This window comes from Streptomyces mesophilus, assembly GCF_040300965.1.
GTDB lineage: Bacteria > Actinomycetota > Actinomycetes > Streptomycetales > Streptomycetaceae > Streptomyces > Streptomyces mesophilus_A.
Genome location: NZ_JBEPEW010000096.1, coordinates 1 through 20,878, shown reverse-complemented (window position 1 = coordinate 20,878; position 20,878 = coordinate 1). Strand labels below are relative to the sequence as shown.

Genomic DNA, 20,878 nt, shown 5'->3' with positions numbered 1-20,878 from the left:
GCCACGGGGGCGCCGATAGGAACATTTCCGTCCGGCAAGGGAATTGGTGAGCTGTGAGCCAGATCGTCGTCAAGCGCCCACCGCGCGCTCTGCCCACCGAAGTGCCTGGTGAGCAGGTGCAGTTGCAGCCCCCTCCGGAGCTGCCGCGCGGTCAGCAGGAGGGTGCGCTGATGCAGCTCCTGCCGATGCTCGGTATGGGCGGATCTGTCGTCTTCTTCTTCATGACGCCGAATCCGATCATGCGGATCATGGGCATGGTGATGATCGCGTCCACGATCGCCATGGCGATCGCGATGCTGGTTCGTTACCGTCGCGGTACGCAAGGGCAACTGGCCGACATGCGCCGTGACTACCTCCGCTATCTCGCGCAGACGCGACGCGGTGTCCAGCGCACGGCCCGGCTTCAGCGCGATGCGCAGTTCTATCTGCACCCCGCCCCCGAACAGCTGTGGGCGCTCGTCGCCGAGGGCAGCCGGGTGTGGGAACGCCGCGTCGGCGACGACGACTTCGGCCAGGTCCGCATCGGACTCGGCGCCCAGCAGCTCGCGACCCCGCTGATCGCCCCCGAGACGGCGCCGGTCGACGAGCTGGAACCGCTGACGGCGGGTGCGATGCAGCAGTTCCTGCACACGCACAGCACCCTGGACGAGCTGCCGATGGCAGTGTCGCTGCGCGCCTTCTACCACGTGACGGTCAGCGGTGAGGCGGATGCGGTACGCGGATCCGTGCGCGCGCTCGTCGGTTCGCTTGCCTCCCTGCACTCCCCCGACGACCTGCTGATCGCGGTCGCCGCGCGCCGCGACGCGGCCGCGCACTGGGAGTGGACGAAGTGGCTGCCGCATGTGCAGTCCGGCGGTGCGCCGGACGGCGCGGGCAGCCGCCGCATGATCACCACGGAGGCCGCGGAGCTGGAGGAGCTGCTTGCCGGCCGGCTCGACGGCCGTCCCCGCTTCCAGGTCAACGGCGCTCCCCTGCTCGACCAGCCACATGTCGTCGTCGTCCTCGACGGCGAGGGCCTGCCGCCGCTTTCGCCGCTGGCCGCGCCCGAGGGACTCCAGGGCGTCACGGTCATCGAGGTCGTGCCCGGCGAGCACCACGGCGCGCGCGGCGGGCTCTCCGTCACGGTCGACCGGGAGCGGCTGCAGCTCGAGTCCGGCCATGGCCTCGTCTACGAGGGAACGCCGGACCGGCTCTCGTACGAGGCCGCAGAGGCGCTCGCCCGCCAGCTCGCTCCGCTGCGGATGGCCTCCGGCGGTGACGACGACGAACCGCTGCTCGCCAACCTGGAGTTCACCGATCTGCTGAACCTCGGCGACGCGGCCTCGGTGGACGTCTCGCGCACCTGGCGGCCGCGGGCGCAGGCCGAGCGGCTGAGGGTGCCGATCGGTGTGGGCGAGGACGGGACGCCCGTCATGCTCGACCTCAAGGAGGCGGCGCAGGAGGGTATGGGCCCGCACGGTCTGTGCGTCGGCGCGACCGGTTCGGGTAAGTCGGAGCTGCTCCGTACGCTCGTATTGGGCCTTGCGGTCACGCACTCGTCCGAGACGCTGAACTTCGTTCTCGCGGACTTCAAGGGTGGCGCGACCTTCGCCGGTATGTCCCAAATGCCGCATGTGGCTGCGGTGATCACCAACCTCGCGGACGATCTGACGCTCGTCGACCGCATGGGCGACTCCATCCGCGGTGAGCTCAACCGCCGCCAGGAGATGCTCCGCGACGCCGGCAACTACGCGAACATCCACGACTACGAGAAGGCGCGCGCGGCGGGTGCGCCGCTGCAGCCGATCCCGTCACTCGTCCTGGTGATCGACGAGTTCAGCGAACTGTTGACGGCGAAGCCGGACTTCATCGAGATGTTCGTGCAGATCGGACGTATCGGGCGCTCGCTCGGCGTCCATCTGCTGCTCGCCTCGCAGCGCCTGGAGGAAGGCCGGCTGCGGGGGCTCGAGACGTATCTGTCGTACCGGGTGGGTCTGCGGACCTTCTCGGCGGCGGAGTCGCGGGCCGCGATCGGTGTACCGGACGCGTACACGCTGCCGAACGTGCCCGGCTCGGGCTATCTCAAGTTCGGTACGGACGAGATGGTGCGCTTCAAGGCGGCGTACGTCTCCGGTACGTACCGCGACGGTGCGGCGCAGGTGGTGGCGGGCGGGCCGCTGCCCGTGGACCGGCGTCCGGTCCCGTTCACGGCGGCTCCCGTGCCCGTGCAGTACGTGGCGCCGGATGCGGCCGCGCTGGTGCCGGACGCGCGGTCCGCGGCGGATGACGAGGCGCTGGCCGACACCGTCCTCGATGTGATCGTGCGGCGGCTCGAGGGCCGGGGCGTCGCGGCGCACCAGGTGTGGCTGCCGCCGCTGGACAATCCGCCGTCGATGGACGAGGTGCTGCCCGGGCTCACCGCGGTCGAGGGCCGCGGGCTGACCGTGCCCGGCTACGAGGGGGCCGGCCGGCTGGTCGTTCCGCTCGGTGTCGTGGACAAGCCGTTCGAGCAGCGCCGGGACACGCTGTACCGGGACTTCTCGGGCGCGGCGGGCCATATGCAGATCGTGGGCGGTCCGCAGTCCGGGAAGTCGACGCTGCTGCGCACGCTGATCTCGGCTTTCGCGCTGACGCACACGCCGCATGAAGTGCAGTTCTACGGCCTCGACTTCGGTGGCGGCGGTATGTCGTCGATCGCGGGTCTTCCGCATGTGGGCGGGGTCGCTTCCCGTCTGGACCCCGAGCGGGTACGGCGCACGGTGGCCGAGGTCTACGGGATCCTGGCGCGGCGCGAGGAGTACTTCCGTACGGCGGGGATCGACTCGATCGCGACCTTCCGGCGGATGCGGGCGCGCGGTGAGATCTCGTTCACGGACCAGCCGTGGGGCGATGTCTTCCTGGTCATCGACGGGTGGGGCAACTTCCGCTCCGAGTACGAGAATCTCGACCCGCTCGTCGTGGAGATCGCGGCGCGTGGTCTGGGTTACGGCATCCATGTCGTGCTGACCGCCTCGCGCTCGATGGAGGTCAGGTCCAGCCTCAAGGACCACCTGATGAACCGCCTCGAGCTGCGGCTCGGCGACACCATGGACTCCGAACTCGACCGCAAGGTGGCGGTGAACGTCCCGGCCGGGGTGCCCGGCCGAGGCATGACCCCGGAGAAGCTGCACTTCATGGCGGCGGTCCCGCGGATCGACGGCATCAACTCGGACAGCGATCTGTCGGAGGCGACGACGGCGATGCAGCAGGAGGTGGCCAGGCACTGGACGGTGCCGGGCGCTCCCGCGGTACGGCTCCTCCCCCGCTCGCTCCCGGCCGCGGAACTGCCTGCGGGCGGGGCGCGCCCCGAGCTCGGAGTGGCCTTCGCACTCGACGAGAACAACCTGGAGCCGGTCTTCGTCGACTTCGACCGCGACCCGTTCTTCCTGATCTTCGGCGAGAGCGAATCGGGCAAGTCGAATCTGCTGCGGCTGCTGATCTCGCGGATCTCGCAGCGGTACGACGGGAACGCGGCGAAGTTCTTCGTCATCGACAACCGGCGTGCGCTGCTCGATGTCACTCCGCCCTCGCACCTGGCCGAGTACGTCCCGATGTCGAACGCCATGGACCACCACGTGGACGCCCTCGCGGACCTGATGCAGCGCCGTGCGCCGTCCCCGGAGGTCACGGCGCAGCAGCTGCGGGACCGCAGCTGGTGGTCGGGCCCGGACGTCTTCGTGGTCGTCGACGACTACGACCTGGTGTCGACATCGTCCGGCAACCCCCTGGCGAAGCTGACGGAACAGCTGCCGTTCGCCCGGGACGTGGGCATCCGCTTCATCATCGCCCGCAATACGGCGGGGGCGGGCCGGGCCTCCTACGAGCCGTTCATGCAGCGAATCATGGAGCTGGGCGCCCAGGGCGTGGTCCTCTCCGGCGACCCGAACGAGGGCGACCTCTTCGGCGGCGTACGACCGCGGCCGATGCCTGCGGGCCGGGGCGTCTTCGTGTCGCGGCGGCGGGGGAATCCGTTGGTGCAGACGGGGTTTGTGGGCGAGTGAGTGTGGGCGGCTCGGGCAGGTTCCGGGCCGCCCACTTTGTTGGGGCGCGGCAGAAGGTGCTCGGGCGTGCGCGAGGCCACAAGGCCTTGTCCACGCCGGATCCGCATCACTAGGTTGATCTGGAATGCGCCGCTCCGAATAGAGGTCGGTGTCGACGGGGGAAGGAAGAGGGTCCGATGGCGTGGGACGAGTGGGAGCAGTTGAAGTCTGCGGCTGTTGACCGGCAGGGGGGTGGGCAGATGCAGCTGAACCGGGTGCCTGACGAGCCACCCGTGCCCGATGGGTCGGGCGTCGGAGATCTCAAGGTCAAGCACCAGGATCTGCTGAAGATCGGCGACCACGCGCACACGCTGTACGACCGGCTGTGGAAGGAAGCGCGCGTCGCGGTGCCATCCAGCGACTCGGCGGCAGGCGACCTCTCCAACCAGGGTTTCGCCCTCGGCGGCGCGCTGCAGCGCGTTTCCACTCGCTGGGAAGAGCAGCTGAAGTCCTTGATGGACGCCTGTGCCCACATCAACAACCACCTGGCCGTCACCAGGAAACAGCACCAGTCGGACGACGACTACATCGCGCGCCAAACCAGCTCCATCGCCACACTCGATTCCGGCTTCGACGAGAACTGGGCCGACTCCGGCAAGAGCAAGGGCGGCAACTGATGAACCTCGAAGACCTTCGCCACGCGAACTTCAAGCTGCTCGACGATGCGGTGACCGACTGGTCCACGATGGTCGAGAACCTCAAGGACCTTGAGGAGTCCGCAACCAAGGGGCTGCGCAATGCTGCCCAGAAGGCGGACTGGCAGGGCCTCAACGCCAACGTCAGTCGCATCTTTGTCGGCAAGACCGCTGGGGAGTTCGGCGACGCGCACAAGCAGGCCGACAGCATCCGGAACATCCTGCGGGACACCCGGGATGAACTGAAGGACTACAAGCGGCAGCTCATCGAGGCGATCGACCGCGCCTGGGAGAAGAAGGTCAGCGTCTACGGCGTGGCCGGGGGCGGCTTCGAAGCCATGATCAACGTCCACCCGGAGCCGAAGGACGCGAAGCTGAGGATCGATACCGCGGTCAAAGAGATCCAAGGAATCCTTGAGAAGGCCACAGAGTCGGACAGTTCGGCTGCCAAGGTCCTGAAGGCGATTGCCGAACAGAGTCAGCTCGGCTTCTCGGACGCCTCGTACAAGGACCGTGACGCGGCGGCGGATGCGGTCAAGAAGGCCGACGAGCTGGCGAAGCTCGCGAAGAAGGACCCGGACGAGCTCACCAAGACCGAGTTGAACGCCATCAACTCCGGCTTGGCCAAGTACCGGAACGACCCGCTCTTCGCCGAGGAGTTCGCCACGAAGCTCGGCCCGAAGGGGACGCTGGAGTTCTACTCGGGCGCGGCGGCTGCAGGCGCCGGCACGTACGACCCGGACCGTCTCCAGACCATGAAGCAGCTCCAGAAGAACCTGGGCATCACGCTCGGTACGGCAACGCGCTCGGACAGCATGGCGATGGACAAGTGGGAGTCGTCCATCACGTCACTGGGCGAGAAGCGGCTCGGCGAGTACGAGGACGGCCCGCGCAGCTTCGTCGTCATGAGCAACCTCATGCGCTTCGGTGACTACGACACAGACTTCCTTACGAGCTACGGCGACCGTCTCCTGGAGTTCGACAAGCAGGTCGACACCGATTCCCACAGCGGCACGCCGTTCTGGGTCAACAACCACGATCAGTCGAACCTCAACTTCTGGGACAAGAACGATCGCGGACGGGATCCTGTGAGCGGATTCCTCCAGGCGCTGGGGCACAATCCCGAAGCTTCGGCCCAGTTCTTCCAGTCCCCCGGCGTGGATGGCGATTACGTCGACAAGGAATCCGAGGTCAACGAGAACCTCAAGTACCTGACCAAGGAACGGCATTGGTACGAGGATCCCACGTTCGAAGGGGATCGCGATGTCATGGCCGGACGAGATGCACTGGGGCACGCCCTTGAGGCTGCGACGACCGGTTACGCGTACGACGCGGATCCCATGTCGGCGAAGGATCCGATGATTCCGGGGAGCGGAGACCGCAGGACCGAAGCCACCGCGGATGTGATGGAGCAGGTCGCCTATCTCTACGGAAGCGAAGACGGCCCCAAGATGCTGCACGATCAGCCGGAGATGGCGGACAGCCTAGGCAAGATGGGCGCCGCTTACATCGACGATATCGATCACAGCATCTCGGGGTTCGGTGACCAATCCAAGGATGCCGGGGACTTCCCCTCACAATATCCCGGACGAGCCAACTTCGGTGAACAGGGCGCAATCGACTTCCTGAGCGTGCTCGGGCAAAACGAAACGTCCCACAACACGGTGACGGCCGCGCAGCACCTTTACACACTCAGCTTGCTTGACGCGCACCCGCCCACCAACGCCGACCAAATCGATCATGCACGAGATGCATTGAACGTCGGCGCGCAAGCCCGAGGCATTCTGGACAACGCCTACGTAGAACAAGCAACGGCAGATGCTGAAGGTGACGCCGACGAAGCGAACAAGGCCATTGCGAAAGGCGACGACTGGAAAAAGGTGGCCGCAGGGGCGGTCATCGCAGGAGGTATCGCCGCAATTCCACTGCCAGGCTCAACGGCTGCCGCAATCGTATTCGCCCCGGTCGCTGCGGACACCGCGGGCGAAATCCTCGGAACGTTCCTCGGCCATAGCATTGATGACGGTGCGGCGGAGGAAGATCCAACCGCGAAGGCCCAGATGACCAGCGCAGAATTCTACGGGAAGGGCGCAGGCGATCTCGGCACAGCGTACAGCTCCTACTTGAAGGATCACCCGGAAGTCGCGAGGACCGCCGATCACGAAGACTGGAAGCAACGTGTCGAGGACGCCTACTACGGTACGGGTTCACACAAGAACGAGTATCGCGGCCGAGCGCCGTACGAGGATTGAGAAGAAAGTGCGAAATCCATGTCTCTCAAGTAAGAAATGCGGCATCGCTTTGAAGGTCGCAACAGGTGTGGCCGCCATCATCGTGGTGACAACCGGGTGCGATTCAAAGTCGCCGGAGCCCGCGATGCCATCCGCCTCGGAAGTCTGCGCCGGAACCCTGGACTCTGCATCAAGGAAGGCGTTGGAGAGGATGTCCGGCCGCACCCAATTTGAGGAGATCGGGTTCGGCTCATCTCAAGCGTTTTCGCTCGATCGCGTCGTCGAGCAGCTTCAAAGCGGTCCGTCATCCGACCCGGTAAATTGCTACGTATCCGATGTCGAGAGGAATGGGAAGCCGCTTCTCGATATCAAGTTTGAAGCAATTGATCATCACCCGACCCCTGATCCTGAGGGAGCGGATGCGCGAAACGAATACGAGTTCCCCATGGGAAAGTTTGCTGCCGTCGGAGAAAACGGGGGAGCTCGGATCTACTTCGCATGCCCGACAGAAGGCCCTGACGGAAAGACGCCGTTCGTAAAAGCGAGCCTGTACAGCGTTCTCGGACCGACAGAGGACAGCATGACCATCCTCAACTCGGTCTCACGCCGTTTGGCAGAAACGATTGGATGCACCGACGTAGCCGGCCTTCCCGGAAAAGTGCCGGCTCCGGTCGGCTAGGGCGAGCCCTAGCCGCTCACGTCAGATCGAACTCCCCATCCCGCGCCCCCAACACAAACGCCCGCCACTCCGCCTCCGTATACCGAAGGACGGTCCCCGGGTCCACGGATGAGCGCATTGCCACTCCGCCGCCCGGCAGGTAGGCGATCTCGACTCGCTCGGCTGCGTCCTCCGTGCCCGGAGGGCTGAGCCACTCGACGTCGGAGATGTCGAGTGCGTACAGCTCGTCCTTCTCCTGCTGGGTGCCCATGCCCGTCTCCCCTTCGGGTGAAGTGTTCGTGACACGGGTCATGGTGCCTCGTCGGTCCTGTGTGCCGGGCGAGTTGGGGGAAAGTTCAGTCGATTCGGCGGGCCACGCCGAGCAGGCCCGACTCCGCGTCCGTGCCCGTCGTCATGACCCACTGGCGGTCCGCGCCGGCGCACCAGAGCGTGACTCCGTCGGCCAGGGTCGGGAGGGCTTCGATCTCCGCGGCGCTCAGGCTGAGGATCTTGCCGATCTGCTCGGCCTCGCCGGGAGAGACGCGCTGGATGCCCACCAGGGCCGAATTCCGCATCAGGCGGGGGGCGACCGGGCTCATGTAAGGGAGCAGGGTCAGGACCGACTGCCACGGGGACGCGACGACCCGGCCGCGCGGTGGGCGCATGCCGCAGTCGCGGACGACCAGGACCGGGCTGCCGACCGTCGCACCCATGGGCGGTACCCGGCCGACGCCGTGCAGCGTCATGCACTCCAGGCCCGCGCCGGCGGCTTGGGCCAGCGTGGTCCAGGCCTGGGCGCGGCCCGTTTCGACGGCCACGCGAGCGCCGGTGCCGGCGGCGCGCAGCGCCAGGACCTGGGCGGTCCACAGACCGCCGATCAGCAGCACCTCGTACGGAATGGGCCGGTGGAAGCCGATCATCTGGGGGCGGCCCTCGGAGTCGTCGCCGATGACCACGCCGTCGTCGCCGACGGGGAGGGTCAGGGCGCCGAGGTCGTCCAGCGGCATCGCGTGGCCCGGGTGACGGGGTCCGAGAAGGCCGCGCAGACGTCCGGGCACAGTCAACGGCGAGCTCATCGGGCGCCTCCCAGGGGCAATGTGGCGAGGACTCCGGGGACTTGCTCGCGGTCGAGACGTACGAGACCGACCTTCGCGGAGCGCGCCGCACCTTCGAGTGAACGGCGCACATTGACCAGGTCGTTGTCCGAGCCGCCCGTGATGCGGACATGCCCGTTCACCGTCATGGACTGCCGGTGGTCGCCTCGCCGCACGGTCAGGCTGAAGGTCGTCGCGTACGCCGGAATCGAGGTCAGGAGCGAGACCAGGCGCGGCAACGGGGTTGCTGCACGGCCGAGTTCGGGCCAGCGGCCGACCGCGTACGTGGTGTGCCATCGGTCGTCGCAGCGCCAGACGCGAGCGGTCTCGGCGGTACGGCGCTGCGGCGCCGTGTCCGGCCGGGTGGCACGGGCCGCGAGCATCGGGTTGGCGCAGGCCGATGTGGCAAGCGCGGCGTTGAGCTCGTCCTGGTCGAGGACCGCCGTACGGAAGCCCGCGCCCGTGATACGGCTCGCGATGTGGTCCGCGGCGCGCACCAGGCAGCGCTGCGCGCCCTCGATGCCGCCGCCACGGGCCGCGACGGCCTCGGCGCACAGCTCGGGGTCGAGCTTCAGGGCGACCCAGGTCATACGGAGGGCCGGTGCGCCGGTCTGCTGCTGAAGCGGTGCGTACGACAGTCGCGCGACCGACTGCTGCGGCAGGTGCGGGGCCGGCGCCGAGCGGACCTGCTGCACCAACTGGGCCGATTCCAGGACGATGTCGTCGACTTCGAGGGCGTCCGCGAGGAGGGTGAGCGGCAGGGCGCGCGCGCCGAACGCGGGGCGCAGGGCCTCTCCGCCGGCCTCCACCCGTACGACAGCGGTCAGGAAGGTGCCGTCGCCGATCATGCCCACGGTGCGGCGATCGCGGTCGACATAGGTGTGCGCAGCCAGGCCGGGGACGCATTCCACGGTCGGCGCGAGCTGGGGGTCGACGCCCGGCAGGACCGGTTCGGCGGCGAGGCGGCGGCGGGCGCGGAAGGCCGAGACGGTCGACGCCCAGTCCTGGACCGCGTGCCCCCGTCGCCGTATCACTGCGAGCAGGACGAGAACGGCGGCGAGCGCGACCGCCGGGATCAGCCACAGACCGCCGAGCACCGCACCCACGGCGGCGACGGCGAGCGCCGCCTCGACCAGGACGAGCTGGCGCAGTTGGAAGGGTCCGAGCCGGCCCGTTCGCGAACGCGGACGCAGCTGCGTCTTCGCGGCGGGGGCCGTGGGGCGCACGGGCGGCTGATTGCTCCGTTGCCTCCGGGAAGAAGCGGAGGCGTTCGCGGTGCCGCTTCCGGTGCGGTCGCGCGTCGCAGTGGTCATCGCCGCGTTGCCCCCCTTGTGTCCGTATTTGCCGCAGTTCGCTTGCCTGTTGGGACGGGCGCTCACCCTACCCGAGCCCGGCGAAGCCCTGCCCCGGCGCTACCTGGGCTCAAGCAGGCGGCCGTCTACAGGCATAGTAGGGGGCCGGTACGACAGTGAGCTCCTGGGTCGCATGTGGGACCCTGGTCGCCCGACGGGGAGAGGGGCACAGAGCAAATGGCATCACGGCGGGACGAACTTAACGCCTACACCTTCGCGAAGCGGAGGCTTGTGGCGCAGTTCCTGCAGCCCAACCCGTCGGGCACCGAGGAAGGCGCACCGAAACCGCTGCGTGCGGTGATGCCGGGTGCGATCGTCGGGGTCGTGGTGCTGGCCGTGTTCGGGGCCTGGGGAATGTTCAAGCCGGTGGCGCCCAAGGGGTGGGATACACCCGGTGAGAACGTGATCGTCGCCGACAAGTCGACGACGCGCTATGTCGTCCTGAAGACCGGCGACAAGGTGCAGCTGCACCCCGTCCTCAACATGGCCTCCGCGAAGCTCCTGCTGAAGTCCGGCAACGGCAAGGTCGTCACGGTCAAAGAGGACCTCCTCGACAAGAGCAAGCTGCACCACGGGCCGACGATCGGGATCCCGTACGCGCCGGACCGCCTGCCCGAGCCGGAGGACGCCGGGCAGGCCAAGCGGTGGGCGGTGTGCGAGCGGCCGGGTGCGGGCGGCCGCACCATCGAGAAGGCGGCCTTCGTGCTGGCCGAGCGCGAGCAGGCCAAGACGGACGGCAAGCAGCGCCTCAAGGGCGGTCAACTCCTGTACGTGGAGGGCCCGGACCAGGTCCGCTACGTGGTGGACGCCAAGGGCATCGCGTACGAGGTGGACAAGACCGACCGCGTCCTGATGCAGACGCTCGTCGGCAGCGGCGGCGCTCCCCAGCGGGTGTCCGACGAGTGGCTGGCGACGCTGGGCAAGGGAAGCCCGGTGCGTACCCCCTCCTTCCCCGACACCCCCGGAGCGGCCTCCGACGTACCCGGGAACTACAAGGTGGGCATGGTCCTGCAGACCGAAGAGGCCTCCGAGCAGAAGCAGTACGTGGTGCTGAAGGACAGGCTCGCGCCGGTGTCCGACTTCATGGCCAAGGTGCTGCTCAACAGTGAGGACATGGCGGTCGTGGGCCAGGGCGGCAAGCCGAAGCCGGTGAGTGTCGGCGAGATCGGCAGCGAGCCCGGCGCAAAGTTCGGCGGCGACCTGAAGTGGCCGTCCGAGGCACCCGACCCGGTCAACGAACCGGGCAGCCGCGACACCGTCTGCAGTGTGCTGCGCGGCGTCGACCGGGACACCGGAAAGACGACGCAGAGCACTTGGGCGGGCGACACCTTCCCCATGCCGCTCTCCAGCGGCGGCAGCAGCGCCTATGTCACGCCGGGTACGGGGCTGCTGTTCCGGCAGGTCATGGGCACGGACGTGAAGTCGGGTCCGATGTTCCTGGTTACCGACACCGGGCTGCGCTACACGATGCAGGCCAACGGCGACACCGCCACCGACGACGCCGGTATCGGCGAGTCCGGCTCCGCGGAGGAGAAGAAGGAGCAGCAGGCGCAGCAGCAGGACGCGCAGACCCGCCTCGGATACGAGAGCGTCGACCCCACGCCCGTGCCCGCGGCGTGGTCGACCTTCCTGCCGACCGGGCCCCGGCTTTCGGCGGGTGCGGCGCGGCAGCCGCAGGGCTCGTAGGGCGGGGCGGTCATGACGTATGCGATCAGGCGGCTGTCGGCACATGCCGCCGCCACGGCCCTCACCTGCGTAAGCCTCACGGTGCTTCCCGTGCTTCCGGTGGCGGGTGCGGCGGCGGACACGACGGGGCAGTGCACGTTCGGCGGCGAGAAGTTCAAGGGCCGGCCCTGGGCACTGCAGCGCGTGCTCCTCGACCAGTTGTGGAAGGAAGCGACCGGCAAGGGCGTACGCGTGGCGGTGATCGACACTGGCGTGGACGTCAAGAACGAACAGCTCAAGCCCGCTGTCGACGTACGGGCCGGCCGCAACTACATCCCCAAGGACGCCAAGGACGAGCGGGGCAACAAGCTCGAACGCGGCAACGAGCGCGGCACCACCGACGTCGTCGGGCACGGCACCAAGGTGGCGGGCATCATCGCGGCGCGGCCGGCCAAGGGCACGGGCTTCGTGGGGCTTGCGCCAGGCGCGACGATCATTCCGATCCAGCACAACGACGCGGCTGGCAACGGCAATTCGGGCACTCTCGCCACGGCGATCCGCTACGCCGTCTCGGCCCGCGCGGACGTCATCAACATCTCCCAGGACACGGTCAATCCGATCGCCGGTGACTCGGCCCTCAAACAGGCCGTGGACTACGCCCTCAGCAAGGACGTCGTGGTCGTCGCATCGGCCGGGAACGACGGCCTCGGCGGCAACGTCAAGGAGACGTACCCGGCCGCCTTCGACGGCGTGCTCGCGGTGGCCTCTTCCGACCGCAACAACGAGCGGGCGCAGTTCTCGCAGTCCGGCGAGTTCGTGGGCGTCGCGGCACCGGGCGTCGACATGGTCTCCACCGTGCCCGGCGGCGGGCACTGCGCCGACAACGGTACGAGTTTCTCCGCGCCTTACGTGGCGGCGGTGGCCGCCCTGCTCAAGGAGAAGCACGGCGACTGGAAGGCGCACCAGATCGTGGCCCAGATCGAGCAGACCGCGGAACGCTCCATCGCCGGCCATGACCGCCTCGTCGGCTGGGGAGTCGTCGACCCTGTGCGTGCTCTTACGGAGGACGACAGACCGCTGGAATCACCGGTCCCCCATGAGGGTGTATCGGCGGCGGAGGCGCCCGAGCCGGGCGAGTTGGCGATGGGCGAGACCCCCGAGGAACGCAATGCCCGCCTCGCCACGTATGTACTGATCGGTGGTGTGGTGCTGGTGGCCGGTGTTTCGGGTGGTGCGGTCGCGTATCGCGACTCCCGACGCCGGGCGGAGCGCGTCTCGAGCAGTGGGACGTAACGACGGCTTCGCTCTCTTCGCGATTTCTTCGCATTCCTGTTACGGGAGCGATGCCGGCGCATGGGCAAATCGGACGTGCCGGATCATGACCGGCGGGGTGGGCGCTTCAGGTGGCCGGTAAGGGAAGTTACGTGACGCGGAAGACAGTTGGTGCTGTCGTAGGCAGTGGATAGAGTGGTCATCCTGCGATAGGTGATATTCGCGTTACTGCTATCGCAATGACTTACCGGCGGTGCAAACGGGGAACGGGGAGGGCGAGCGGCGTGCTCGAAGCTGTGGGAGGCGGCGCGGCGGCGCAGATCATGGCGCAGTCCAAAGCGGGCGGCGGATCCGGCTCGGGCAACGGTGACCTGGAGAAGGGCGTCGGTGCGCTCAAGCGGTTCCAGTCCAGGGTCGACGCGTTGCTCACCGAGCTGGAGAACAGCGCGGCCGGCAGTACGAAGGTGGCCGAGCAGCAGGTCACGCGCACCGCGTTCAGCGGGTCCAACCTGCCGTTCCCCGAAGCGGACGGCTTCTTCACGCAGTACAACCGCGTGCACAAGACCCTGGTGAAGCTATCGCGCTCGCTGGGCGATCAGATCGAGATGCTGCAGATCGCGGTCCATGCTTCCGAGGTCGGATACGACAACGTCGATGAGGACCTGCGGCGGCGGTTCTACGCGATTCAGACGCGGGTCGAGGAGGAGCGGGAGCGGGCCGAGAAGGAGGCCGAGCGGCGGGAGCAGGCCGAGGCGCCGACGAAGCCGAAGCCCGAGGGCCCGGACAACCACGGCAAGACGGCCGGCACTGAGGATTGGGGATGACGGACGTGAGTGACGAGAACCGGCCTCAGTCGGCTGCCGAGCCCAAGGCTCCCGCGGAGCCGCCGAAGGAGCTCACTCCCGAGCAGTACGCCGAGAAGCACGAGGAGAAGCAGGCAGCCTCCTCGGCCAACATCCACGGCATGCACAGCGTGTCGGACGCTTTCACGAGAATGCAGGAGATGCTGCCCTTCGGCGGCACTCCTGGCGGAGCGTTCGGCACGAGCAACTTCGACAAGCAGCCGCTCAACGCCCTGCTCGATCTGCTGGATCAGGCGAAGCCGAGTGAGCTCGAGCACGCCGGCGACGCGCTCATCAAGGCCAAGGACAAGCTCAACGAGGCGGCCGAGGAGCTCGACCAGTACGTCACCAAGGTCGAGTGGAAGGGCGAAGGCGCGGAGGAGTTCCGCCGCTTCGGGCGCGCGCTGGCCCAACATGCCTGGTCCATCGGCACGTTCGCGAACGGTGCGGGCGAGCAGATGAAGACGGCAAGCACGGGGCTGGCGTCAGTGCAGGCGGCCAGGCCCCCACGGGATCCCAGGCTCAACCCGAGGGAGCCCAAGGACTTCGCGTCCATCGAGAAGATCGACAGCAACCCTGCGTACCAGATGGCTCAGAAGGTCGAGGGGGATCGCCAAGAGGCGATCAACCAGATGAACCGGCTGGCCTCGTTTTATGCGGTATCCGAGGAGATGTTGGCTGCGCAGGCGGAGCCTAAGTTTCCGGAGAGTTTGCAGGCGGCGGTCCCTCGGCCTTCGAGCCATGGCATCACCCAGGCGCAGTCCAGCGGGACGGCTGGGAGTAGCGGCGTAGGACCGTCCGTGGGGCCAGACGCGTCAGGAACTGCCGGCAGCCTCCCGCAGGCTGCAGTGGCTTCAGGATCTGCGGCCCCGCAGAACGTGTCCATGGAGATCGACAGCGTGGCCACGCCTCCCGCCCCAACAACGGCCACCGGCCCCACGCCTCCGACGACCGCCCCGTCCACCGGACCGTCGAACGGGCCTGTCCCACCGTTCGCAACGGGCCCTGTGAACCCTGTTCAGATGGGCAAGGGGGGCGCGAAGCCTCCGACCGGCACCTCCCGTACCACTGGTCCCATCGGGCGGCCCCCCACCACGAGCACCAGCAACCCGACGACCGGACGCTCACCTGGAATCACTGGCCGCCCGACCTCGGTCGGGCCGGGCCAGACCACTCCCGGACGGGCAAATCCCGTCGGCCGGCCGGGAATCGTAGGGGGCACTCCCGCCACCAAGCCCGGGGGTGGCACTGGACAGACCGGGCCTCTCGGCCGCGCTGGCGCGAGCGGTATCCGAGCGGGAAACCCGAATGGGATCATGGGCGGCTCACCCCAGCGCACGGGCACCGGATCCTCGGCGTCACGCCTGCCTCGCGGCACGGTTGTCGGCGGGGAAGGACCCGCTGCCGGGCGCGGTACGGCCGCGAGGCCGGGTCAGTCCGGTGTCATCGGATCCAACCCGGCCGGTGCACAGCGCCCCGCTGGGCGCGGCACTCCCAGCTCCAACGGAGTCGTCGGTACGCCACGCGGCAACAACCCGGGCCGCAGGCCTGCGGGCGGATCGTTCACCGCGGGCGGTGCGGGGCTGGCCGGTAGAAGGCCGGGGCAGCAACGGCCGGACGAGGAAGAGCAGTCCACAACGGCAAGGCCGGACTACCTGACGGAAGACGAAGAGACGTGGACGGCCCGGCGGCGTGGTGCAGTTCCGCCGGTGATCGACTAGGTACGAGAAAGGCTCGGAAGTCAGGATGACGCATGGTTTGGGACTGGACTTGAGCATGAAGAAGCACCTCCTCCAGCGAGGATCGCTAGTGGGCGTGCTGGCCTCAACGGCGGCCGCGGCACTCGTCGTTGGAGGGGTGTCCGCTCCTGCAGCGGCAGCAGATGTCCAGTCCCGGCAGTGGTACCTCGATGCCATGCACGCGGAGGAGATCTGGAAGACCTCCACGGGTGAAGGCATCAAGGTGGCCGTTATCGACACCGGCGTCAACCCATCGACTCCCTCACTCAAGGGACAGGTTCTCCAAGGCTTCGACGCCACGGACGTCAAAGGTGAGGCCACCGACGACTACCGCGGACACGGGACCACCATGGCGGAGCTGATCGCCGGCACCGGTGCTGGTGGTGGTCTTAGGGGCCTGGCGCCCGGCGCGAAGATCATCCCCATGCGCGTCGGTGACCAAGACGAGCTGGGCGGGGAGCGAGTCAACGACCTCGATGAAGTCACAGCCATCCGTGCTGCGGCCGACAGTGACGCACAGATCATCAGCATGTCGTTCGCGAACGACTACCTCCATCCCAAGGAACGGGAGGCAGTCAAGTACGCACAGAGCAAGGGGAAGTTGTTCTTCGCTGGCGTGGGCAACAACGCCAAGAAGGGCAACAAGGAGCAATACCCAGCTGCCTATCCCGAGGTCGTGGGCGTAGGAGCAGTTGACCGAAACGGGAAGGTCGCCGATTACTCCCAGCACGGCGACAACGTAGATCTCGCCGCACCGGGAAGTGACATCCCCGGCTGGTGCGACGCCAAGTTCAAGACCTACTGCGACGCCGACGGCACCAGCAACGCCACCGCCCTAGCCTCCGCCTCCGCCGCCCTCATCTGGTCCGAGCACCCCGACTGGACCGCCAACCAGGTCCTCCGGGTGATGATCGAGAGCGCCGCGCGGGCCAAGGGGACGAAGGCCGGGTCGGTCAGCACGTATCTCGGACACGGGGTCATCCGGCCCAACGCCCATCTGAATCGCGGCATCGGTAAGCCCGGCGACCCCGATATCAACCCCCTGACCAACGAGAAGACCCTCAACACAAAGGCCTCCTCCAAGCCCTCCGCTTCGGCGCAGGAGCAAGGGCAAGCGGGGCAGCAGGACAAGCCCGGCGACAAGGTCGAGGTTGCAGGGACGAGCAAGGACTCCGAGAGCAGCCGGACCGGCCTGCTCGTCGGTGGGGCTGCGGTCATCGTCATCGCAGCCGCCGGAGCAATCGCCGTAGCGCGAAAGCGGCGCACCACCTAGCTGACGTGCGCGTGCGTGTCAGTGGAAGCCAAGAGAAGGAGACAACATGGCCGGCGGACGCAAGCTATCCAAAGCCGAACTGAAGAGCTTGGTGACCGAGATGGACACCCAGTACGACAACCTGCAGGTGGCCGTGCGGAATCTGAACGGCACCCTGGACAGCCTGGAAGGGCAGTGGCAGGGAATCGGCGCCGGGGCGTTCGACGCCAAGCAGAACCAGATCAACGGCGTCATCAACGAAATCGGCCGGGATCTCGCGGACATGCTGCACAAGATCCACCAAACGAGCGGTGACACCACCACCACGGAAGAAGAGATCCGTGCGCGGCTGGACAGGATCGACCCTCTCGCCGCGCAGGACGGCGGCAGGTCGTCGGCGTTCGACCGGCTCTGAGAACGCACTGACGCGCGGGTCGCACAGGTCCGCCCCCGTCTTCCATCAGGAGAAGGATTCACCATGCCAAAGAACGTTCCCGACGAACTCGTCGTAAAGTACGGCGCACTCGACGGCGCCACGACCGACCTCGGCAACGAGGCCCGGCGCGTGGAAGAGTGCCTCTCTGCCCTCCAGCGCGCGGTCCAGAAGGTCGGCGAGGGCTGGGAAGGCGAAGCCCACGAGGCGTACCTGCAGCTGCAGGCCAAGTGGGACTCGCGTGCCACGACGATCCACAATGCGCTCAAGCAGATCGGCACGCAGGTCTCCCTCGCCGGCGGCGACTACATGGCCGGTGACAAGAAGGCTGCCAGCTACTTCCAGTAGGCGAGCGCTTCTGAAACGACAGTGGGGTGGGCACGCGCGGGAGGTGCCCACCCCATTTGTCTGCCCTAAAGAGCCGGGCCGTAGATCAGGATGACGGAGTCCGCGTCCTCGCCCTTGGGCGGCTGCTCCATGGTCGAGTCCGAGAAGAACAGCCGGCCGTGCTCGTACAGCACTTCGCTCCGGTACGGGTCCGCCAGGCGGGTTTCGTCGTCGCCGAGTGGATGGATCATGAGCACGTCCTGTTTCCCCGTCGCCGGATCCAAGCTCACCACCACCCCCGTACGCAGACTCCTGTAGGCGATCACCTTGTCGCCGCTCATCTTGAGGGGGACCAGCGGCTGGAGCGGCCTGGAGGGGAAGGACTTGCCGGTGCGCTTTCCGCTGTCCAGATCGAACCCGACAATTTCGTTGGCCGGATTCTTCTCGTCGAGCAGATCGCCTTCCTTTGTCGCGATGTACATCCGGTCGCGGCTCGCCGCGTAACCGCGGCACTGCTCCATGGCCAGTTCGTCGCACTCGATGACGTAGCGGCCGCCTTCCAGGCGGATGAGGGAGCGCAGCTTTCCTTCGTCGTCCACGGCCGCGACATCGGTGGTGAGGTCCTCGCCCGCCGAGAGTCCGAGCAGCGTGGGCTGTGTCGAAAGAACCTTCACGGTCTTGATGCCGGGCGAAATCCTGTACGTCCACAGGACTTTGCCTGTGACGGGATCCAGTTTCTGTGCCTTCACCGACTCCTGGCCGGGCTCGCCGCACCGGGCGATCGCCACCAGGTCCACCCCGCCGCCGAATTCCGTGTCACGGCAGGTGGACGTCGCGTTCTTCGTCCAGTGCAGTTTGCCGCTCGCCAAGTCGTAGGCGGAGGAACCTTCGGTCCACGTCACGGCGGCCACACCCTGACTGACCGTCACCCCGACAAGGAACGGAGAGGAGCCTTCGGCGTCCTTGAGATGGTTGCGCCAGAGCTGCTTCCCCGTGTCGATATCGAAGGCGATCAGCTCGGAGCAGGACTCCTCCGGACCTGCGGTGCCGCGCTTTTCCTCGGTCAGCACGGCGGTCATTCCGCCGGCGGTCACGTGACGCGAGGCGGCGCAGATCTCACCGGGGAGCTTGAGGGTCCACTTCTTCTTGGCATCGTGTGCGGAGAAGCCGAAGACGGATGCGCCGTCGCTCTTCGCGTACACCTTGTCCGTCGCCCACGAGCCCGGTGTGCGCGCCGTGACCCCGGGAGGAATCTCGTCGCCGGGCACCATGTCGGCGATCTGATCGCCCTCCGGGGTCTTCGGGGTCCGCTCGACCGTGCTGACGACATCGCCGGGCTTCGGTGCGGCGGCGGCCTTCGCGTCCGTACGCCCACCGTCCGCTCCCGGCCACAGGAACCATCCCGCGCCGGCCAGCGCGGCGAGCACGGCAAGCGTCAGGACAAGGATCAGTGCCGACCGTCGCTTCGACGAGCGCTGTCTGCCGATGGCCGACTGGGTGAAAGGGGACGGCGCCGGGCCGAAGCCCCGCGGCGCTGACATGTCGGTCCGCGACTCTGCCATGTGAGGGTGCCGCCCATAGCCGTCGGGGACCTGAGGAAAGTCGTCCCGAGCAGTTGGTGGTTGTGCCTGTGGCTGATCTGCTGCCGGCATGCTGTCCTCTCCCCCGGGCCCCAAGTTGCCAGGCCTTTGCGGCCGTTGTGTGCGTGACCGAAGGCGAACGCGGCGATCGGTCGACCCTCACTATGCAGGGCCCGACCGGTGGCGGCTGCAGCGGGTGTGGCGTTTCGATTGCAACGCCGAGAGGTTCGGGCAGGGGTGTCCACAGCCGGGTGGTCGGAGTCACTCGTCCGAGGAGGGGGGATCTGTTCCGTTTGTTCCCGAAGGGCGTGGCGGGCGTGTGGAAGGCGTGAGTGTCGGCGGTCACCGGCTCACTTATCAGCGGGGGCGATTCGTTCAGGATTGTCCCGTACGGGAGGAAGCTCTGTGGCCGGTGGGGGCGGTCGCGGGCAGGACGTGACGTACGGGACAGGCGAGAGTGGGCTGTCCGGCCTGCCGTACTGACGGTCTTGATAGTTAGGCTGGGGGCCGGAGACGCATCAGAACCTGTACGCGGGTCGGGTGCGTCCCAGGGGGAGAGCCGGGATCGGACGATGGCGGCTGTATCGGCGATACGAGTCGCTCCCACCACGGCACGCAGGGTGCTCGACCACACCAGGAGGCATTGTGAACAGCGATCGGGACGGGATCCACGGGGGCTGGAACACACCCGTCGATGATCAGTCCGACGCGGAGTCCGTCGAGATGACGGGCGAGTTCACCATCGACTACACGCCTCCCGCCTGGTACACGCAGAATGCTGCGGGTTCCGGCAGTGCGGGCGGTGCGGGTGGTGTGTCCGGTGAGGCGTCCGCGCCTTCGCCGGGCAGTGGTGGATTCGCCGCGGCTCCCCCGCCACCGCCCGCCGGTCATCCGGTGGCGGTTCCCGGACTGCCGGAGGGCGGGGGCTTCCAGCCCGCGCCGGTTCCCGCGCAACCTGTGGCGCCTCAGGTTCCGGCGGCGCCCGTCGCGCCTCAGGTTCCGGCCGCTCCCGTCGCCGACGCGGCCGGGTCCGGTTCCGAGTCCGACGGCAACGGGGACCTCGAGAGCGGTGCGACCATGCGCTTCTCCGCCGCTTCCCTGAAGCGGGAGATCGAGGAGCGGGCCGAGGCCGCCCATGCCGCGGTCGATTCGCTGTCCGGCTCGGGCGCAGGATCCGGCTCGGGCGCAGGGTCGGGGTCGGCCGCCGGATCCGGGTCGGGCTCCGACGCCGACGCGTCCGCCGGTGGTTCGGCGGAGACCTCCTACGAGGGCGGCGAGGACAGGGAAGGGGAGGCCGGTGAAGCGGCCGGCTCCACACCGTCCGCTGACGTCGCCTCCGTATCCGATGCATTCGCTGCGTCACCTGAGTCCGCAGAGACCCCTGAGACCTCTGAGTCCGCAGAGACGTCTGAATCCGCCGAGTCCTCAGAATTCGCTGCCTCCTCCGAGCCGGAGCGTGACGCGGAGGCGGACATCCGGGATTCCGTGCCGCAGGATGCGGTACGCCTCGACGGCGACTCCGAGACCGACGGCGGCTCCGACACTTCGGAGACGGCCGGCGACGGTGACGTGGCGGCGGACGCGGATGCGGAGGCAGCCGCAGACGTACGGGACAGTGCGTCGTCCGTCACAGCGGACGACGCCGACGAAGACTCCGTCCAGGACGCCGTCCCCGCGCAGACTCCCGAGCCCCAGCCGGCCGCACCGGCCTGGCCGGCCGCTCCCGCCGGTGAGGGGCTG

Annotated in this window: 16 protein-coding genes; 12 read left to right on the top strand and 4 right to left on the bottom strand. The window is 67.8% G+C overall.

Annotation, left to right across the window (positions count from 1 at the left end):
• The first annotated feature begins 53 nt into the window (after positions 1–53).
• The 4 genes from eccCa (at position 54) to ABT367_RS27890 (ending at position 7,603) form a co-directional block, all read left to right on the top strand.
• Complete coding sequence (eccCa, locus tag ABT367_RS27905) at positions 54–4,019, top strand: type VII secretion protein EccCa (protein ID WP_352255904.1); 3,966 nt, start codon at positions 54–56, stop codon at positions 4,017–4,019.
• 176 nt (positions 4,020–4,195) lie between these two features.
• Positions 4,196–4,675 (top strand): hypothetical protein, encoded by a 480-nt coding sequence (locus ABT367_RS27900; RefSeq protein ID WP_352255903.1) that lies wholly within the window; start codon positions 4,196–4,198, stop codon positions 4,673–4,675.
• A complete protein-coding gene (locus tag ABT367_RS27895; protein WP_352255901.1) occupies positions 4,675–6,945 on the top strand; it encodes a hypothetical protein in 2,271 nt (756 codons plus the stop codon). The genes ABT367_RS27900 and ABT367_RS27895 overlap by 1 nt, the downstream gene beginning before the upstream one ends.
• 67 nt (positions 6,946–7,012) lie before the next feature.
• Complete coding sequence (locus ABT367_RS27890; RefSeq protein WP_352255899.1) at positions 7,013–7,603, top strand: hypothetical protein; 591 nt, start codon at positions 7,013–7,015, stop codon at positions 7,601–7,603.
• Positions 7,604–7,619: 16 nt separating this feature from the next.
• Here ABT367_RS27890 and ABT367_RS27885 read toward each other — a convergent pair whose 3' ends face one another.
• The 3 genes from ABT367_RS27885 to eccE all read right to left on the bottom strand — a co-directional run bounded on the left by ABT367_RS27885 (position 7,620) and on the right by eccE (position 9,989).
• Positions 7,620–7,853 (bottom strand): DUF397 domain-containing protein, encoded by a 234-nt coding sequence (locus ABT367_RS27885; RefSeq protein ID WP_352255924.1) that lies wholly within the window; start codon positions 7,851–7,853, stop codon positions 7,620–7,622.
• 85 nt (positions 7,854–7,938) lie between these two features.
• Positions 7,939–8,658 (bottom strand): hypothetical protein, encoded by a 720-nt coding sequence (locus ABT367_RS27880; RefSeq protein WP_352255897.1) that lies wholly within the window; start codon positions 8,656–8,658, stop codon positions 7,939–7,941.
• Positions 8,655–9,989, bottom strand: a complete 1,335-nt coding sequence (gene eccE / locus ABT367_RS27875; RefSeq protein WP_352255895.1) for a type VII secretion protein EccE — start codon at positions 9,987–9,989, stop codon at positions 8,655–8,657. Before eccE ends, ABT367_RS27880 begins: the two co-directional genes overlap by 4 nt.
• A gap of 216 nt (positions 9,990–10,205) precedes the next feature.
• On the opposite strand from eccE, the gene eccB reads away from it, so the two are divergent.
• The 7 genes from eccB to ABT367_RS27840 all read left to right on the top strand — a co-directional run bounded on the left by eccB (position 10,206) and on the right by ABT367_RS27840 (position 17,579).
• Positions 10,206–11,714: a type VII secretion protein EccB gene (gene eccB, locus ABT367_RS27870; protein ID WP_352255893.1), complete on the top strand. Its 1,509-nt coding sequence runs from the start codon at positions 10,206–10,208 to the stop codon at positions 11,712–11,714.
• Positions 11,715–11,726: 12 nt separating this feature from the next.
• Positions 11,727–12,986: a type VII secretion-associated serine protease mycosin gene (mycP, locus tag ABT367_RS27865; RefSeq protein WP_352255891.1), complete on the top strand. Its 1,260-nt coding sequence runs from the start codon at positions 11,727–11,729 to the stop codon at positions 12,984–12,986.
• A gap of 302 nt (positions 12,987–13,288) precedes the next feature.
• Positions 13,289–13,789, top strand: a complete 501-nt coding sequence (locus tag ABT367_RS27860; protein WP_352255922.1) for a hypothetical protein — start codon at positions 13,289–13,291, stop codon at positions 13,787–13,789.
• A complete protein-coding gene (locus ABT367_RS27855) occupies positions 13,786–15,528 on the top strand; it encodes a hypothetical protein (RefSeq protein WP_352255889.1) in 1,743 nt (580 codons plus the stop codon). Before ABT367_RS27860 ends, ABT367_RS27855 begins: the two co-directional genes overlap by 4 nt.
• A gap of 55 nt (positions 15,529–15,583) precedes the next feature.
• Positions 15,584–16,819: a S8 family serine peptidase gene (locus ABT367_RS27850; protein WP_352255887.1), complete on the top strand. Its 1,236-nt coding sequence runs from the start codon at positions 15,584–15,586 to the stop codon at positions 16,817–16,819.
• 46 nt (positions 16,820–16,865) lie between these two features.
• Positions 16,866–17,213, top strand: a complete 348-nt coding sequence (locus ABT367_RS27845) for a WXG100 family type VII secretion target (protein WP_352255885.1) — start codon at positions 16,866–16,868, stop codon at positions 17,211–17,213.
• 63 nt (positions 17,214–17,276) lie between these two features.
• Positions 17,277–17,579, top strand: coding sequence for a WXG100 family type VII secretion target (locus ABT367_RS27840; protein ID WP_352255883.1), 303 nt, complete (start codon positions 17,277–17,279; stop codon positions 17,577–17,579).
• Between the two features lie 65 nt (positions 17,580–17,644).
• Here ABT367_RS27840 and ABT367_RS27835 read toward each other — a convergent pair whose 3' ends face one another.
• On the bottom strand, positions 17,645–19,099 hold the full coding sequence (locus ABT367_RS27835; protein WP_352255881.1) for a PQQ-binding-like beta-propeller repeat protein: 1,455 nt from the start codon (positions 19,097–19,099) through the stop codon (positions 17,645–17,647).
• 684 nt (positions 19,100–19,783) lie between these two features.
• Between ABT367_RS27835 and ABT367_RS27830 the strand changes: the two genes are divergently transcribed.
• Positions 19,784–20,878 (top strand): SCO5717 family growth-regulating ATPase (locus ABT367_RS27830; RefSeq protein WP_352255879.1); only part of this gene is annotated, 1,095 nt, incomplete at its 3' end.

Excerpts from the sequence above, each read along its gene's own strand:
- ABT367_RS27885 (WP_352255924.1), bottom strand. The coding sequence starts at position 7,853 with ATGGGCACCCAGCAGGAGAAGGACGAGCTGTACGCACTCGACATCTCC.
- ABT367_RS27845 (WP_352255885.1), top strand. The coding sequence starts at position 16,866 with ATGGCCGGCGGACGCAAGCTATCCAAAGCCGAACTGAAGAGCTTGGTG.
- eccE (WP_352255895.1), bottom strand. The coding sequence starts at position 9,989 with ATGACCACTGCGACGCGCGACCGCACCGGAAGCGGCACCGCGAACGCC.
- ABT367_RS27840 (WP_352255883.1), top strand. The coding sequence starts at position 17,277 with ATGCCAAAGAACGTTCCCGACGAACTCGTCGTAAAGTACGGCGCACTC.
- mycP (WP_352255891.1), top strand. The coding sequence starts at position 11,727 with ATGACGTATGCGATCAGGCGGCTGTCGGCACATGCCGCCGCCACGGCC.
- ABT367_RS27880 (WP_352255897.1), bottom strand. The coding sequence starts at position 8,658 with ATGAGCTCGCCGTTGACTGTGCCCGGACGTCTGCGCGGCCTTCTCGGA.
- ABT367_RS27855 (WP_352255889.1), top strand. The coding sequence starts at position 13,786 with ATGACGGACGTGAGTGACGAGAACCGGCCTCAGTCGGCTGCCGAGCCC.
- ABT367_RS27850 (WP_352255887.1), top strand. The coding sequence starts at position 15,584 with ATGAAGAAGCACCTCCTCCAGCGAGGATCGCTAGTGGGCGTGCTGGCC.
- ABT367_RS27860 (WP_352255922.1), top strand. The coding sequence starts at position 13,289 with ATGGCGCAGTCCAAAGCGGGCGGCGGATCCGGCTCGGGCAACGGTGAC.
- eccB (WP_352255893.1), top strand. The coding sequence starts at position 10,206 with ATGGCATCACGGCGGGACGAACTTAACGCCTACACCTTCGCGAAGCGG.
- ABT367_RS27900 (WP_352255903.1), top strand. The coding sequence starts at position 4,196 with ATGGCGTGGGACGAGTGGGAGCAGTTGAAGTCTGCGGCTGTTGACCGG.
- ABT367_RS27895 (WP_352255901.1), top strand. The coding sequence starts at position 4,675 with ATGAACCTCGAAGACCTTCGCCACGCGAACTTCAAGCTGCTCGACGAT.
- ABT367_RS27835 (WP_352255881.1), bottom strand. The coding sequence starts at position 19,099 with ATGTCAGCGCCGCGGGGCTTCGGCCCGGCGCCGTCCCCTTTCACCCAG.